The sequence below is a fragment of the Streptomyces cinerochromogenes genome, assembly GCF_014648635.1.
In the GTDB taxonomy this organism is placed as follows: Bacteria; Actinomycetota; Actinomycetes; order Streptomycetales; family Streptomycetaceae; genus Streptomyces; species Streptomyces cinerochromogenes.
In genome coordinates this window covers 57,351-72,692 of the sequence record NZ_BMRM01000033.1, presented here as the reverse complement: position 1 = coordinate 72,692, position 15,342 = coordinate 57,351, and the positions used below count along the sequence as shown (strand labels likewise).

Sequence of the window (15,342 nt, the reverse complement as noted above, 5' to 3'; positions counted from 1 at the left end):
GCCCTCCTGGCCGCCTTCCTCGAAGCTCTTCCGCACCGGGGCCCGTCCGAGGCCGCGATGCGCTGCCAGGTGTGACAAAACAGCCAAGGGCTACCTCACAGACCGCCCCGCCACCTTGGCGCCTCGAAGATCTGCGTTCCCACACGTCCAACCAGCGCGACGTGAACCTGTGAGAGTGCATGACCATCAAGGAAGAGCTGTTCGCCCCGGCCGACGCGCTGTGCCAGGTGGCTGCGTGCCAAGCCTTCACCACGGGGCTCATGTGGTCGGCAGACAGGCCGGGCGCCGCAGGCGCGTCGGCCCACGCCGCCATCGTGATGGAAGCGAGCGACGAGGACCGGTTTCCCACCTCGAAGTGGGAGGCGGGAGAGGTGGCGTCGGTGGTGTCCCGGGCAGTCCGGATAATGCCCTCGGAGGGCCGGAGCCTGCTGCGCCGGTGGACAGAAGCCCACCGGAAAGCCGCAGCGCAGGGCTTCCCTGCTGAACAGCAGAGGAGAGGAATGCTGGTCGAAAGGGCTTTCAGTACGCAGGACGTATTCGTGTCAGACCGGTTTGTCCGCTGGCGTGAGCACGTCTTACGGACGTATGTGCCGGCCGAGGTCGACAGTGATCAAGCGGCCAACTTCGCGGCTTCGCAGCGAATCCTGGACCTGGGGGGCGTACAGCTGTGGACGATGGAGCACTCGCCGATGACACTGCGGCGAACGCAGAAGCTGATCCAGCAGTCCGACCCCGAGTTCTACCATCTCTCGCTCAACCTGCGCGGGACGATGGGGCTCACCAGCTCCGATCACGAAGCCGAATACGAACCGTACGACCTGGTTCTCCACGACACCTCACGGCCCCACCTCATACGGGCGATCACCAGCCACGACGAGGAAACGATCCTGGGAACAGGGCTCTTCATCCCCCGGAAGCTGCTGCCACTGCCGGAGAACGCGATCGACTCTCTGAGAGTGCGGCGATTATCTGGGCGTGAGGGTATCGGGGCGCTGCTCGCCCAGTTCCTCACCCAGGTGAACCGGGACTCCGGCTCCTACCGGCCCGACGACGGACCGCGACTGGGAACCGTGGCGGTGGACCTACTTTCTGCACTGTTCGCCCATGCCCTCGAAGCCGACAGGTCCCTCCCCCCGGAAACCCACCGACAGACCCTCGTACTGCGCATCCGTGCCTTCGTCCAAGGGCGCCTGCATGATCCGCAATTGACGCCGCCTGCCATCGCCGCCGCACACCACATCTCCACCAGCTACCTGCACCGCCTCTTCCAGGAGCATGGACTCACAGTTTCCGGCTGGATCCGGCGACAGCGTCTCGAACACGCCCGCCGCGACCTGGCCGACCCTGCGCTGCACGGAACTCCCATCCACTTGATCGCCTCCCGCTGGGGCTACCCCCAAGCCGCTGACTTCAGCCGCGCGTTCCGTAACGCATACGGCATACCTCCGAAGGACTACCGGCGCCATGGCTCCGCCTCGGCCGGTTATTCCGGGAACAGCCTTGCGGCCGACCACACCCGCGAGCAGAGGCACAGCTAACTCATTTGTGTGCTCTGTGCTAACGACTCGTCAGTCACTGAGCCTTTTCAGCGTGGCCAACGATCGGGTGATGACCTCGGTGCCGCAACGGACAGGGCTCCCGTGCCGTTGGGTGAGGTGTTCGAAGTCTCAACCTGCCGTCCAGGAGCCCTGTTGGTTCCCTCCTGCCGCACTCGACCTGCCTCATGCGTCGAGGGTGTGGAGGAAACGTCCCCTTGGGCTGCGGGACCATTGATCGGTGAGGCCAGGGGCCCAGTCATCTACTTCGCGCTGCGGTGGGACAGGGCAGAAGAGGCGTCCGCCTATGCGGCAGCCCTCGCCGACTCGATGGGGCTGGTCTGCTTCGATCCCCAGCAGAGACGACTCAGGCCCTGATGGTCCTGGCCGGGCGACGGTAGCCGATCAGAAGTGCTGCTAGACCGACGAAGGCGAGGAAGTGCTCGGCCTTGCGTTCGTAGCGACGATGCAGGCGTCGGCAGCCGGCCCTCAGCCCGGAGGGGTCTGATCGACGGTGCAGGGCTCTCCGGCCGCCTTCTGGACTGGCCCTGTCGTCCGGCGGCCTGTCGTCGGTCGGGTCGTCCGGCAACGGATGCCGGGGTACCACCCCTTTTCTCTCCGTACACGCGTGGGCCCCCGTGCGCACGGTCCGAGTCGGGCTCCAGCTGCGTCGGATTCGGCGAGCAGGATCCGGTACACCCGTCCGGCCGTGCCCGGGCGGTGCGCTGGTGGAGGCCGTCACGCGGCGTGGGGCGGACCGCGAGGACACCCGTGAGGAGAGGCAGAGCCAAAGTCACCACGATCTTGAGGGGCCATCGCGTCAGCGATGGCCCCTCAAGGTCCCACTCAACAGGCTCCGTCCTTGCGAACTTTCGGAGGCGACGGGATCAGCGGGTGGGCGGGACGAACTCGGGCTGGTCGAGCAGGCGCAGCCAGCTTCCGTCGGACTGACGCCTGACGACCTGCGCCCGCGCGCCGGTCCCATCCTTGGGTGGGGTCGAGGTGAGGGCGATGTCGCCGCTGATCAACGTCGGCAGCGGCTGTTCCGGCTCGAAGCGGGGACCGTTGGCCAGCACCTTCTCCCATAGCGCACGGATCGCATCCCGCCCCACCGTCAGCTCGCCGGGCGGGTAGGCCATCACTGCGTCCTCTTCGTACAGCGCGGCGACCCCGGCCGCGTCACCGGCATTGGATCGCTCAACGAACAAGCGGGTGATGTCCTCGGGTCGCATCGCCTTCTCGTACTCCGGCATGGGTTCCTCCTGACGTCGGGATCCGGCACTTCTCAGCGTGATCGCCCGCCAGTCAGAAGTCCAACAGATGGATCTTCTGCAAACTAGAATTCGTAGGCATGGAACTAAGGCAGCTGGAATACTTCGTCGCAGTCGCCGAAGAGCAGAACTTCACCCGTGCGGCCGAGCGGGTGCACATCAGTCAGTCCGGCGTCAGCGCCCAGATCCGCCAGCTCGAACGGGAACTCGGTGCCGAACTGTTCGACCGGTCGGCCCGAACCGTCACCCTCACCGTCGCGGGGAAGGCCGCACTCGAACACGCCCGCGCCGCACTCGCCGCAGCGGGGGCAGTCGGCCAGGCAGTGGGCGAGGTGACCGACCTGATCCGGGGCCGGCTCACCGTTGGGATGGTCATCGGCTGCACCCTCACCCCGCTCTTCGAAGCCCTCGCCGAATTTCACCAGGCGCATCCCGGTGTGGAGATCTCACTGCTGGAGGACAGCTCCGACCGGCTTGCCGAAGGGGTACGTACCGGCGCCGTCGACTTGGCACTCATCGGGACCGCAACGGCCACCCCCGACGGGCTGGACGCGCTGACAATCATCAGCGAACGGCTCATCGCGGCAGTCCCGGGCGGGCACCCCTTGGCGAAACAGCGACGGGTCACCCTACGCGACCTGATTGCCTACCCGATCGTGTGCATGCCACTCGGCACCGGCCTGCGCGCCGTATTTGACCAGGCTTGCGCCGCACAGAGCCTCCAACCCTCGATCGCGCTACAAGCCAGCGCCGCGGATGCCATTGCAGACCTCGCCGCCCGCGGGCTCGGCGTCGCCATCCTCAGCAACTCGATGGCCGCCAGCTACCGCGACCGGCTCACCGCCCGCACCATCGATGATGTCGAAACACCAGCATTGCTCGCTCTGATCTGGAAGAGCGCACACAACCCCTCGGTACGCGAGCTGCTCGTGCACAGCCGACAAGCCTTCACGGACTTTGTGGGGGTGCACCAGTAGAGGCCGACCCAGCGGCTTCACTACAAACCCACGGGGCCATCCCCCAAATGTGAGGCAACAGACCCTCGGGTTCCCGCCGACTGGCCTTCAGTTTCCGCGAACTCGCGGGCCTCTAGGGCCTCGGGGAACATCGCTACAGCGGTTGACGCTGAGAGCGATCACGGTCAGGGCGTGAATGCGCTGACGCGGTTCTCGTATTCGCGGCGGGCCTTGCGCTGGGCCGGAACCGCGCCGGACGCCCAGGGTGCCGTCGAGCGGCTGGCAGCGGGCGAGGAGCTTGCGGTGCACGGCCGGAACGGCGGTGACGCGCAGGGTGTAGCTCTGGCCGCGCCGTACGGTCGCCCCCTGGTCGAGCGCGATCCGCTCGGCGGGCTCGAGTTCGGTGGTGGGGAGGAAGTCGGCGACCTTGCCCGGCATGTCGAGGGTGACCAGGAGCTCCACGGCCGGGGTGTCCACCGTGGTGGCGGTGTGGTCGCGGGCGAGGGCGGCGATCGAGCGGCCTTCCAGGTGGGCGGTGCGGACATCGCCGGTCTTCGCGGTCGTTTGACGACAGAGAGGCCGTCCGCCACGGCAGGCGAGGAGTCGGGTCCCGCGGCCGGTGGCTGCGGGGACTCGGGGCCGGTGCCGATGCGGGTCAGACCTTGAGGGTGACCCTGCCCCTGCTGCATGCAAACGCGTGCGTAGTACTGGGTGTCGTGGGTGGAGCCGGCGGTGGGGGCGAACCAGTAGCCCTACTCCTTGATGGTTCGGGAGCTGCTGTTGGTCAGGATGTAGGTGCCGGGTTCCAGGTCGGGGAAGAGGACCTCGACGTGGAGGTTCCCGGACGAGTCCACCCTCTGGTCAAAGTCCCTGGATTCAAGGAGGAGGCTGGTGCCTTCCTTGTTCAGCCACAGGGTTCCCTTGATCGATGCCTGTCCGTAGGGGGCGTTGCCGTCCCGGTAATGGGCGGAGCCCCAGTAGTACTGAGCGGTCGCGGCCCACGCCGCGATCAGCGCCTTGTTGCCGTTCTTGAGGATGGCGGGAGTGAGGGAGACCTGGTGGGTGACGCGGGACCAGGCGTCGTTGCCGTAGTCGGTCACCTTCGCCCCCGAGGCTGTCTCGCCCCATGACACTACGTGGGCCATGGTCGGCGGGACGGGCTTGGGCTCCTCCACCGGCTCGGGCCGCTCGGCCAAGACACGCTCGGGTCGGCGGTAGACACCGCGGCCGACCAGCATCAGCGCCTCGGTCTCCGCCCCTGCAGGCCCGGAGGAAAACGTCAGCAGGGCTGGGGCGTGGCTGGACCCGCGCCCCTTGAGGTCTTTGCCCTTGCTCCAGCCGTCCTTCTTCGTCCACGTGCGGTGATGCAGTGCGTCGCTGTCAGCAAGGGGGTAGACGGCGTGGAGCTGCCCGTCGTAGCAGGCCAGGCCGGCGCCGTCACGGGCCAGCGGCGCGTCGGGGATCGGTGTGGGCTCGCAAGCGGGTACTACTCGCCTGAGCCGGACGACCGAGTTCCGGCTACTTCAGCAGCTGGAAGCCGGGCTGCCGAGCCCATGCTCTGAGGAACTCCGCCGAACCGTACGCGGTGGGCCACGGATCGGTCGTCATTGCGATGACGCCGGGGAGACCGGCCACTATGGGTACCTGGTCCTCACCTAGTTCGGCGTTGACAACGCCACCAGTCACGTCCATGACGGCGGCGGTCAGTAGGGCCGTGACGACGTGGTCGACTGGACGGTTACAGAAGGCGACGACATGGACGGCGTGGGCCGGCGTGAAGCCGATGAGGGGCTCCTGATCGACTTCGTCGGCGTGCTCGGCTTCGAAGACGGACTCGTCGCCGATGCTGGGCCCCATGGCGGAGACCAGGACGGGCCGCCGCCCGTCCACGCCCCCGGTGTCCGAGATACCTAGGCTCTCCGCATGAATGTTCAGGTCGTACTCGCCGACCCGCTTCTCCTCAAGCCGTGCCGAGGAGCGAACCAGAAGGTCACGGAGCTGCTGAATCGCAGCGGGGACGGCCCGCGCCAACTCGATCACCAACACCGGTCCACTCATGGCTCGGAGCCTAACCAGCCGGAACCGTCCTTCCCACCTCATTACTCAGCGTGCACGCATCACAGAAGGTGAGCCAGAGCCCAAACTCGCGAACAACGCCAAACCCGTCCGTACTGATGCGCCAGTTGGTGTGCGGTACCTTCACGCATCCTGCAGTAAGGCCGGCAGTGTGTGGCCCCGGACGGCCGGGCGCAGGCGCGTGCAGTTCTGCAGCGGGGGTGGCTGTTACTTCAGACCGAGTCGTTGTTCAGCGGTGACCAGTCTGAGGCGATGGCTTGCTGGGCTGCTGTGAGGGTGACCCGTCCGTTGCAGATGGCTGTGTGTAGGCGGGTCTCGACTTTGTCCTTGTCGTTGTTCGGGCCGGCGCCCGGCCTGTGCCCGGGGCTCGGCGGTTCTACCCAGAGGTTGCGGGGATCGTTCGGGTCCCCGCCCAGTTGCAGTGAGACCAGGTGGTCGTACTCGGCGTCGTGCAGGCTCGCCTTGTCGGTTTTGTAGTCCTAGGAGGCAGCGTTCGCGATCTTCTCACGGCCTGTCACCGAGGCTGGGGGGACGGATTTTCGAGGTGTACCCGTGGGGGTCGCAGATGGTGGCCTTGAGGGTCTGGGTGGTGACCTTCGGGTTCAGTGCACCGGGGGTGCAGTGGCTGTCGGGCAGCGGCTGGGTGTGGTCGTGCCGGTAGTGGCAGGTGCCCGGTGGCGGCTGCTTCTGCACGGTGTAGTGGTCCTGGGGGCCGGGCCCGTAGGGAAGGGATGAGCCGGTGGCGCCGGCCGGCCTCGCGCCGAGGCCGAGCGCGGCACTGGCGGCAAGCATGCCCGCAGCAGTGAACGCGCGGTGGTACGTAGTCATGGACGCCCAGTTCTGCAGACCGCAGAGCACATCGGCGGCGGCGTGGTCACGTCCACCACTTCGTGCGGCCTGTCATGCGATCTACGGCCGGTGATCACCGGCCGGACAGGAACCTACCCTCCCGGCCGACAGAGTGACCAGCCATCACGGGACGCTGTACACCCCTCGGTGGGTGGGGGATTGGCGGCGGACCCACCGTCCAATCGACCGTAGTCCGTCAATCGACCGTAGTCGTCCGGGACTGCGCCTTCGTGCATTCCGGTTCGCGAAAGCCCGTGGCCAAGTCTCGGCCGTCGTCGGGGCGCGTTTCGTTCAGATCAGAGGGGTGATCTGGTCTTCGATACCGAGCAGGGCCCGGCCGTACATCTCGGTCGCGATGGCAGGGTTGACCATGGCATGCCGCGTACCAGTCTCCAGATCCCGCCACATGCGCTGCAGCGGACTGTCCTCGGCGAAACTCCGGGCCCCGTGGACATTCAGCAGCAGGTCGAGTGCCTCTCGTGCGCAGCGGGCGACTGTGCCGATGTCCATGCGCGCCCGGGTCCGGTTGACCAGGGGCATGTACTGGCCGCTCGCCGCCCAGTTGTCGACATCGTCCGCGGCACGCAGCAGGTGCAGGGTTGCGGTGTCGATCAATGATGCTGCCTCGGCGAGTTGCATCTGGGTGGAGGGTGCCTCGCGTGCCTGTGCGTAGTGCGTATGCGAAATGCCCCGGCCGGTGGCGAGGGATGCCAGCACCAGTTCCATCGCGCCGCGGGCCAGGCCCAGCAGTGGGCCGGCGAGTGACAGGGCGAGCGTCGGGACGAACGCCGCACGGTAGAGGGCCTCGTCCTTGAACTCGGTCGGGTAAGTGCCCTGCAGCGCGTGTGTCACCGACAGGATGCGGTGGGCCGGGACAACGACGCCGTCGGCGATGAGGGTGTTGCTGCCGGTGCCGCGCATCCCGGCAACCTGCCAGGTGTCCTCGATCGTCAACTGGTTCATGGGGACCAGGGCCAGTGCTTGGTCTCCGCGCTCGCCGCACTCGCCCGTGAGCGTCATGCCGAGCAGCGCCCATCGGGCGTGCAGACAACCGGAGGCAAACCCCCACCGTCCGCTGACGATGGTGCCCGCGTCGGCCGTCCTGCCGGTCCCATGGGGTGGCAGGACAGCACAGGCACGGGTGCCGGGGTCCTGGGCGTAGACCTCACGCTGCGTGCGTTGGGGGTAGAGGCCGATGAGCCAGCCCGAGATGTTGATCAGGCTGGTGGTCCAGGCAGTCGATCCGCAGCCGCGGCCGAGTTCCGAACCCACTTGGACCAGCGTGCGGATACACGCCTGATGGCCCCCGAGCCGCTGGGGAACGGTGAGGCTGAACAGGCCGGCCCCATCGAGTGCCGCGATGTTCTCCGGAGCAACACAGCGGTCCTGATCGGTGCGGGCTGCATTGCGCCGGAGTAACTCGACCAAGGCTGCGGCCCGTCCGGGCAGCGTGGCCTGCTCGATGTCTGGGGCAGGTTCCGCGGCACCCATCGTCATGGGAGGTCCCTCCGTCACATGTGAAAGGGGCAGGCAAGAGGCCAGCGGCCAGTACCGGCACCGTACCCGTATGCCTGCCCGTGACTCTGGTACGGGCCACTTGCTGCACAGGACCGAAAGTGCGGCCCTGCAGCCTCGTCAAGAAGGACGACCCCCGCATTCGCGGACTTTCCGTGGGTGGTTGCTTGTGTCGTCGGTTCCCCACGGGTTGGGAGGCTGACGGGGAGAAGGAAATGGCTGTTGACAGCCGTGGCCGTCGGGAAGGCGCCACTCACCAGGGCTCTGAACCGCTCGCGGCGGTGACTCAAGCCGAATCGAACCCAGCACCGCAAGGCGCTGGGACCGGAAATACGGGCTCGGCCGGCCCAGCGTGTTCCTGCTTCAGGATGCCGGGGTGCACTGGGAGATCTGCTCTTGCCGTGGATCCGATGCCATGCCGGCTGTCCGCGGGCTTGCAGGCCCGACTGTGTGTTCGACCCGGTGGCCACGTGTCTGCGGGTGGTCGCCGACCACCGCAGCCCGCCTCCCAGCGCCTGCCTGCGACCACCGGGAACACACACCGGCGGCAAGTCTTCGCCTTGAGCACCGACCGCGACGCCCTGGTCGGCCAGCTTCGGCGGTGCTCCAACACGCCCATCACCGACACCCTCGCCCGCTGAACGGCGCAGGCCCGGCCAGCGCCGGTCAGCTCGGTGTTTGGTGCATGTCCAGGTATCAGCGCAGCCGTACGCCCGGCTGCCCGGCCTCTCGTGTGGGGCGTTCCACCGCGGTGGTCGCCCACAGCAACGCGAACGCTTCCTGGACGCCTTGGAGAAGGTGGCTGCAGGGCCGCAGGCAGAAGGCGCTCAAGCGCAACGCCCCCTGTGCGGCTGCGCGCCGGTGCCGCACGGTCGTCAGAGGGCCTGTGTCACGGCGGTATGCAGCTCGCGTACGCCGCTGGTGCGTGGGTGTCGATCGGTGAGTTCGGTGACGATGCGGCGGATGGCGGGCCGGTCGCGGACTTCGCCGGGGCTGGCGCGGTAGGCGTCCAGCAGTGCGCGGGTGGTCTGTTCGGGCCGCTGCCAGGCCCACCAGGCGCGTGCCATGTCGGTGCCCAGCCGGGCTTTGCGTTCGGCGGTCGGGAAGTGCTCGGGCCGCAGGTTCTTCCCGGCGTCGAGTGCGGCGCCGACGTCACCGAGTGCCCAGTGCACGCCGACCGCGTACAGGTCGACGGCGGCTGGGCTGATGGCGGTGCCGGCGTCCGATCCGGATGAGCGCGCTGGGGCGCCGCTGCGCGGCTGACTGCAGTGCTGTCGTGCTGTTCCAGAGCGGGTCAACGGGCACGCGTCCCTCCCACACCGCACAGACAGGGGCCCCTCCACGCTACGGGCGCCGGCTGGGCCGCGTCGAGCCGCTTGCACGACGTGCAAACACCATGCACACAAAGAGAGTTGATCGCCGAGAAGCTCGTTGGTCCGGTGTGCTGGACGCACAGCCCCGCGCCGTGGGGCACCCGTCCATCGGAGGCACACCATGGCAACCAACACCGCTGTTGCATCTCCCGCGGCCGCCGACCCGATGACCGTCCCGGTCCGCTCCGCACGCGACCTAGTGCCGGCCGGCCTGTGGGACAAGCAGGTCGGGCTCCTCATGCGGGACTACCCCTATGACTCGGTCATGGCCGCCCGGGTCCTCGGCCAGGGCTACGCCTACCTGCTGACCGCGATGAACCACCGGGGCCAGTCGCTGGGGCTGGCACCCAGCAAGCTCGTCGACATCGGCGTCCACACGGTCATCCTCGACACCGTCGCGTACGCCGAACTGTGCGAGAAGTACAACGCCGGACAGTTCCTGCACCACGTGCCCAAGGTGGACATGAAGAACGATGGCTCCGTGCTGAAGGCGGCCCACATCGTCGCCGTCGACGGCTGGGAGGTCGTCCTGCCGCTGTGGACGGACGCCGACTGCGGCCCGTGCCACCCCGGCAACGACTCGCACTGACCACCCCAATGGCGAGCTCCCCGGGCGCCGGCCACACGAGAGGGGCCCGAGAGCACGCCCGGGTGAGATTTCGGCGAACCGGCCCGCGGCCCGCTCCCGGCCGCCAGGATGGTTCGGGTGACCAGCAGCACCGCAGACCTCTGGCACCACTACGGCTGCGCCCGCGCCACCCGTGACCGCACCGTTCCCGCCACCTTCTCCTGGAGCTGGGGCCAGGACACCGGACCTGGCCCTGAGGTCCTCGGCCACCTGACCGGCCGCTGCGTGGGCGACCTCGGCGCCGGCACCGCCCGGCACGCAGCACACCTGGCGGTCCACCACCAGCCCGCCGAGGTCACCGCCGTCGACGCCTCGCCCGCCCAGCACGCCATGGCAACCGACCTCTACGCCCACCTGGCCCCCCGCCTGCGGATCGTGCAGTCCGACGCGGTGTCCCACCTGCGGGCGATGCCCGGCGCGTACGACGCGCTGTACAGCGTCTTCGGCGCCGTGGACTTCACCGACCCCCGCGAGTTGCTGCCCGCGGCGGCAACCTCCCTCAAACCGGGCGGGCATCTGGTGTTCGCGACCCTCGCCCACTACCTGAGCGGGACGCCCGCCCAGCCCGATGCCGTGGCTGCCGACATCCCGGCAAAGACACCGGACGGCGAAGCCACCACCATGCGCCGCTGGGTCCTCCAGGAGCACGTGTGGACCAAGCTGCTCGACGAGGCCGGATTCACCAACATCACCATCGACGTGCTCCCTGCCACCAACAGCGGACCGCGCACCGCCGACACCCTGCTGGTGAGCGCATACCACCCGTCCTAGCACAGGACACAGCCTCGCCAGCGACGTCCGACGACGAGCTGAAGCTGCTGCACACCTGGAACGGACCCCTGCAAGCGAGAGCCTCCACGACTGGCCGGGGCAAGCTAGGGACGCGCTGGCCGGCCGGCTCGGTCAAAGCTCCAGTCATGACACACGGCCCTCCAGCCTCCTCGCCTCAAACCGGCGGCCAGGGGACCGTCGCCCGCGGCACCACCGTGCTCCCGCTGCAGCCTGCTCTGCTGCATGAGCGGCCCGGCCCATTGCGCCCATAAGGAGTAGCGCTCGTTCATGCCGCAGCGCAACGGGCATACGGGGAGGCATGCGTTCAGTCGGCCGGCAGGCGCGGCAGCATGTGGAGGCGCCTGCGGCCCTACCGTCTCGGAGGTTGACCATGCATCTGGCTGAGCTGCTCGTGGATGCGATGCGCCGGCATCACCTGAGTGCCGAGGCGCTCGCCTACGCCACCGGAATCCGCACTCCACGGATCCGAGCGTTCATCGAAGACGGGACCGAAGGCCCTGTTCGCCCGACGCCCAAAGAAGTCACAGAACTGGCTACGGCATTGGCCCTGCCGCTGCATGAGGTACTGCAGGTAAGCCAGGAACGCTGTGCCGTAACGACCGCGGCGAGCTGAGCACGGAAGCCGTCCCACTTCGGCTCAGCCGCCCAGCCCGGCGACAGGTCGGGGGTGTTCATTGCGATGGTGAGCATCGGCTCGGGCAGAGTCCAGGACATGCCCGGATGCCTTCCACGCCGCCCGTGAAGCCACCCGCCGCGCCCCTCCACCTGCATGAGGTACTGACCCAGCGCGCGCCGCCCGGACGGTCGCCTGCACCGCCTCGGCCCATCCGTCCAGCAGTGCGGGCACCCGCGAGGCAAACGGCCGGCCGCGGGTCTGGGGTTCCGGTTCGCTGCCCGCGGTTCACCAGTAGGCAGGAACATCGGGGTGCTTGCGTTGGTGAGGCCGGTCTGCTGGATATCTCGCCCTGGCCCGAACCAGGTCGCCGAGGGCTCGCGGGCGATGGGCGAGCGCCGCGCGGTCGAAGCCCTCGTGGGGCCCCGACTGCGCGGTCGCGGGGGGTTACTGTCCGATCGGGTTGAGGTAGGTGCCCGGGTGGGTGGCGCCGTCCTGCTTCAGGATCTGGCCGCCGAACGGCCACTTCAGGGTGAAGTGCTTCGTCTCGTTCGGCGGGGTGACCAGGAACGTCGCGGGGACGAACTTCTTCTTCTGCGGCGTGGACCTGGCAACGGGGAGCAGGTTGATGCTGAAGTCCGTCGTGTCCCCCCGCCCCAGGGTGATCTTCGTGGGCCTCTTGGAGGAGCGCGTCAGGGACCAGGTGCCGTCAGTCTTCTGGGCGCCGACCATGTCGACACCGGCGAAGCCGGACAGGGTGCAGGTGCGGTTGCTCTTATTGGTGAACCAGATGAACGCCTGCGTCTGCGTGCCGGTCCGCCCCATGTCCGGCTTCGCGTCGTCCCCGGTGGCGAAACCGGCCTTCAGGTCAGTGGTGTGGCAACGCGTCGGCGCGGCCTTGGCGGTGGCGGCCGAGGCCGGGACGGCGGCGGTGCCGGCGGCGACGATCGCCGCAAGGGCCACGGTGGCCGTTTTGGTCTTCATGACCTGTTCGGTTCCCCTCGAATACGACTCGGTGCGCGAGGTCAGTGCGCACCCACGCACCTGTAGACGCTCGATGTCCGGCGGAGGTTCGTTGCGGCGGGCAACGTTTCTGCCGCGTACGGTGGGGCGCCGCCTGGGACACCCCCCCCGGGGCCGGGAGCCCGCCGGGGACCGGTCCCACGGCACCGCTGGCCGGGCCGTCGGGCAGTCCGGTCTCGATCTCGCGGATGTGCCGCTGCCAGGCCGGCGCCCGCTCCCGCTCCCGTTCGCCCACCGTCTCCAGCAGCCCCCACTGCGGCGCGGCCGCCGCCGCGGGGGAGCCCACCACGGCGAAGCTGGGATCGGCGAACAGCAGCGAGGCCAGCATCGGCGCCTGAGGCCCAGTCCGTCGAGATGCCCGGTCGCGGTGCTAGGGCGGCCGTCGTTGGGCCAGCGGAAGCTGACAGACGGCATTCGGTGGCGGGTGCGGACCGATGCTCCGTGGCGGGATCTGCCGTCGGAGTACGGGCCTTGGCAGACGGTCTACGGACTCTTCCGCGGCTGGCAATGCGACGGCGCCGAACTGCTGACCCGGCTGCAGGCCCGGGTAGACGCGGACGGGCTGATCACGTGGGAGGTCAACGTCGACTCCACGATCTGCCAGGCCCATCAGCAGGCCGCAGGCGCCCGCCGCGACGGACCGGCCCAGAAGGAACCGCTGGGCGGATCCCGCACCGAGCCAGATGACCACGGTCTGGGTCGGTCACGGGGAGGCTTTCTCACCTGAGAACAGGGCCAACGGCCGCTGTCTCTGCTGGTCACCGCAGGTCAGCGCGGCGACAGTCCTCAGTTCGCCGCCGTCATGGAAGGCATCAGGGCGTCCCGCACCGGACCGGGCCGTCCCCGTGTCCGGCCGCTGCGGGTGCGGGGCGACAAGGCGTTCTCCTCCCGCGCCAACCGGGCCTACCTTCGAAAGCGCGGAATCCGCTGCACGATCCCGGAGCCTGCCGACCAGGCCGCCCACCGCAAGCGGCGGGGGAAGGCCGGCGGGCGGCCTCCAGCAGCACGCGCGGTGCCTCAGCGGCGGGGCGGCCAGGTCCGGTCCCGCTCACAGTCAGGTCCAGCGCATGCCGATGTTGGAGAGCTGCTCGACTCGCTCGGGGGACGGTGTGGCGGCTCTGCTGCTGTGAGTGGGTGGTGGGGTGGCAGTGGGTGGTTGTCAGCGGAATCGTGATGCGGGTGTCCTGGTAGTGGGTGTGGGGCGGGGTTGTGGTCGCGGTCATGGGGTGACCAAGCGGCTGTTGTGGGGCGGTTAGCGGGTCTGGTCGCTGGCTGTCATGGGTTTCGCTGTGGCAGGGCCCCGGTGGGTGTCGGGCCTGCGCCGGGAAGAAGGGGCGGCACCTACCGCCGTCAGGATTCGGCGGCGGACACGTGGCAAGCCAACTCGGTGGCCAGGCGTCGCATGACCGTGCGGTTGGCGTGCCGCATCGTGGCCCGTACGACAGGGGCCAGCAGCCGGTCGGCGAGCGGGGCGCGTACCCACGTGTACGTGAACGATACGCGGGCCCCGCCGGTGGGCAGCGGTTCGATGGTGTAGGTGCCGCGGCCCTGCCGCCGGCCGGCCGCGCTGACGTTGCGTTCGACGATGCGCCGAGGGGCCTCGGCCTCGACGACATCGATGGTGACGTCGGTCTTCGTGCCGCCCAGCGCGGCGGTGACCGTGGCGCACGATCCGATGCCCCTGGCCGGACCGGTGTAGCGCCAGTTGGTCAGGTAGTGGTCGGTGAACCGCTCGTGGTTCGCCATGACGTCGAGGAAGCCGTAGACCTGCTCGGGAGTCTGAGGTACGTCGATCGACACGATGACAGACTTCATGTACCGCACGGTACATGCGCCATGTACCGATTGGTACAGTCGTGACGTGGTGACCATGGACGACTCGCATCCCGAGGGCGAGGCCGAGCAAGGCGCGCATGGGGCTCGGCGCGCACAACTGGTGGACGCGGCTGTCGACCACGTCGCGGCACACGGCATCGCGGACCTGAGCCTGCGCAGGCTGGGCGCCGCGATCGGCGTCAGCCACCGCATGCTGATCCACTACTTCGGCTCCAAGGAACAGCTGCTCGCTGAGATCGTCCGGACGTCGGAGCGACGCCAGCGCGACGTGCTGTCCCGGCTCCGCCTGGAGCCCGGTCTCTCGCCCGCCGATGTCGCGCGGCTGCTGTGGCGGCAGCTTACGGCCCCTCGGCTGGCCGGTCAGGAGCGGCTCTTCTTCGAAATCTGCGGGCACGCGCTGCGCGGCCGCCCCGAGGCCGCCCCGGTCCTCGAAGGGCTGGTGACGGACTGGCTGGAACCGCTCGTGGCCGCCGAGGTCGGGGCGGGGGCGGACCCTGCCGTGGCCCGGAACCGGGCCAGGCTGGGACTCGCCGCCGTCCGCGGCCTGCTGCTGGACCTGCTCGCCACCGGTGACCGCGCCGGCGTCGACGCGGCGATGGAGGAGTTCCTCCGGCTGTACTACGGCTCGGAGTGAGGAGATCACCGATCAGGCCTGAACCGTCGAGTTTCAGCTCGAGGGCGAGGCCGCCGGGAGTGCCCCGGGCCCGGGCAGGTGGTCCCGTCCCTGCGCCAGCATCGGCGTCACCGGGGAGCGTAGCTCCATGGCTCCGGTGTACGACCACAACGCCCGGACCGCGACTCTGCAGAGCGCCGATGGATGGGTGGCATCACCGCGGACGCAGACCCGGAGGTATCGGTGATTTCTGAGCGATGAG

At 68.7% G+C, this 15,342-nt stretch carries 18 protein-coding genes and 1 pseudogene; 10 read left to right on the top strand and 9 right to left on the bottom strand.

Annotated elements, in window-relative coordinates; translation table 11 throughout:
- The first annotated feature begins 500 nt into the window (after positions 1-500).
- Positions 501-1,538, top strand: a complete 1,038-nt coding sequence (locus IEZ20_RS38200) for a helix-turn-helix domain-containing protein (RefSeq protein ID WP_189307517.1) — start codon at positions 501-503, stop codon at positions 1,536-1,538.
- A gap of 884 nt (positions 1,539-2,422) precedes the next feature.
- On the opposite strand, the gene IEZ20_RS38195 is transcribed toward IEZ20_RS38200, so the two are convergent.
- Positions 2,423-2,788 (bottom strand): YybH family protein, encoded by a 366-nt coding sequence (locus IEZ20_RS38195; protein WP_189307503.1) that lies wholly within the window; start codon positions 2,786-2,788, stop codon positions 2,423-2,425.
- Between the two features lie 98 nt (positions 2,789-2,886).
- Between IEZ20_RS38195 and IEZ20_RS38190 the strand changes: the two genes are divergently transcribed.
- Together IEZ20_RS38190 and IEZ20_RS38185 are read left to right on the top strand one after the other, a co-directional pair.
- Complete coding sequence (locus tag IEZ20_RS38190; RefSeq protein WP_189307501.1) at positions 2,887-3,783, top strand: LysR family transcriptional regulator; 897 nt, start codon at positions 2,887-2,889, stop codon at positions 3,781-3,783.
- A 171-nt stretch (positions 3,784-3,954) separates the two neighbouring features.
- A complete protein-coding gene (locus tag IEZ20_RS38185) occupies positions 3,955-4,428 on the top strand; it encodes a hypothetical protein (protein WP_189307499.1) in 474 nt (157 codons plus the stop codon).
- A gap of 86 nt (positions 4,429-4,514) precedes the next feature.
- On the opposite strand, the gene IEZ20_RS38180 is transcribed toward IEZ20_RS38185, so the two are convergent.
- The 6 genes and pseudogenes from IEZ20_RS38180 to IEZ20_RS38160 form a co-directional block, all read right to left on the bottom strand.
- The gene (locus tag IEZ20_RS38180; RefSeq protein WP_189307497.1) at positions 4,515-5,000 is read right to left on the bottom strand and encodes a hypothetical protein; all 486 of its coding nucleotides are present in this window, start codon (positions 4,998-5,000) and stop codon (positions 4,515-4,517) included.
- A gap of 280 nt (positions 5,001-5,280) precedes the next feature.
- The gene (locus tag IEZ20_RS38175; protein WP_189307495.1) at positions 5,281-5,820 is read right to left on the bottom strand and encodes a DUF6368 family protein; all 540 of its coding nucleotides are present in this window, start codon (positions 5,818-5,820) and stop codon (positions 5,281-5,283) included.
- A gap of 522 nt (positions 5,821-6,342) precedes the next feature.
- Entirely contained in the window at positions 6,343-6,630 is a 288-nt protein-coding gene (locus IEZ20_RS40260) for a hypothetical protein (protein WP_229896481.1), read from the bottom strand.
- Between the two features lie 348 nt (positions 6,631-6,978).
- Entirely contained in the window at positions 6,979-8,184 is a 1,206-nt protein-coding gene (locus IEZ20_RS38165; protein ID WP_189307493.1) for an acyl-CoA dehydrogenase family protein, read from the bottom strand.
- A 714-nt stretch (positions 8,185-8,898) separates the two neighbouring features.
- A complete protein-coding gene (locus IEZ20_RS40255) occupies positions 8,899-9,033 on the bottom strand; it encodes a DUF6207 family protein (RefSeq protein WP_229896480.1) in 135 nt (44 codons plus the stop codon).
- A 44-nt stretch (positions 9,034-9,077) separates the two neighbouring features.
- Positions 9,078-9,410 (bottom strand): annotated as a pseudogene (locus tag IEZ20_RS38160) (transcriptional regulator); the annotation flags it as partial.
- 331 nt (positions 9,411-9,741) lie between these two features.
- Here IEZ20_RS38160 and IEZ20_RS38155 point away from each other — a divergent pair.
- The 3 genes from IEZ20_RS38155 (at position 9,742) to IEZ20_RS38145 (ending at position 11,608) form a co-directional block, all read left to right on the top strand.
- The gene (locus tag IEZ20_RS38155) at positions 9,742-10,164 is read left to right on the top strand and encodes a glycine-rich domain-containing protein (protein ID WP_189307515.1); all 423 of its coding nucleotides are present in this window, start codon (positions 9,742-9,744) and stop codon (positions 10,162-10,164) included.
- 108 nt (positions 10,165-10,272) lie between these two features.
- Positions 10,273-10,974 carry a class I SAM-dependent methyltransferase gene (locus IEZ20_RS38150; RefSeq protein WP_189307491.1) on the top strand — a complete coding sequence of 234 codons (702 nt, stop codon included), beginning with the start codon at positions 10,273-10,275 and terminating at the stop codon, positions 10,972-10,974.
- A gap of 391 nt (positions 10,975-11,365) precedes the next feature.
- Positions 11,366-11,608 (top strand): XRE family transcriptional regulator, encoded by a 243-nt coding sequence (locus IEZ20_RS38145; protein WP_189307513.1) that lies wholly within the window; start codon positions 11,366-11,368, stop codon positions 11,606-11,608.
- Between the two features lie 447 nt (positions 11,609-12,055).
- Here the strand turns inward: IEZ20_RS38145 and IEZ20_RS38140 are convergent, their stop codons facing one another.
- Entirely contained in the window at positions 12,056-12,592 is a 537-nt protein-coding gene (locus IEZ20_RS38140) for a DUF4232 domain-containing protein (protein WP_189307489.1), read from the bottom strand.
- Between the two features lie 227 nt (positions 12,593-12,819).
- Here IEZ20_RS38140 and IEZ20_RS38135 point away from each other — a divergent pair, with 227 nt between their 5' ends.
- The 3 genes from IEZ20_RS38135 to IEZ20_RS40245 are packed head-to-tail and all read left to right on the top strand — an operon-like array spanning position 12,820 to position 13,805.
- Complete coding sequence (locus tag IEZ20_RS38135) at positions 12,820-12,969, top strand: hypothetical protein (protein WP_189307523.1); 150 nt, start codon at positions 12,820-12,822, stop codon at positions 12,967-12,969.
- A gap of 29 nt (positions 12,970-12,998) precedes the next feature.
- Positions 12,999-13,358, top strand: coding sequence for a transposase (locus IEZ20_RS40250; protein WP_229896478.1), 360 nt, complete (start codon positions 12,999-13,001; stop codon positions 13,356-13,358).
- A gap of 18 nt (positions 13,359-13,376) precedes the next feature.
- The gene (locus IEZ20_RS40245) at positions 13,377-13,805 is read left to right on the top strand and encodes a transposase (RefSeq protein ID WP_268253095.1); all 429 of its coding nucleotides are present in this window, start codon (positions 13,377-13,379) and stop codon (positions 13,803-13,805) included.
- 176 nt (positions 13,806-13,981) lie between these two features.
- On the opposite strand, the gene IEZ20_RS38125 is transcribed toward IEZ20_RS40245, so the two are convergent.
- Positions 13,982-14,446: an SRPBCC family protein gene (locus tag IEZ20_RS38125; RefSeq protein ID WP_189307487.1), complete on the bottom strand. Its 465-nt coding sequence runs from the start codon at positions 14,444-14,446 to the stop codon at positions 13,982-13,984.
- 55 nt (positions 14,447-14,501) lie between these two features.
- On the opposite strand from IEZ20_RS38125, the gene IEZ20_RS38120 reads away from it, so the two are divergent.
- Complete coding sequence (locus IEZ20_RS38120) at positions 14,502-15,101, top strand: TetR/AcrR family transcriptional regulator (RefSeq protein WP_189307511.1); 600 nt, start codon at positions 14,502-14,504, stop codon at positions 15,099-15,101.
- The last annotated feature ends 241 nt before the right edge of the window (positions 15,102-15,342 follow it).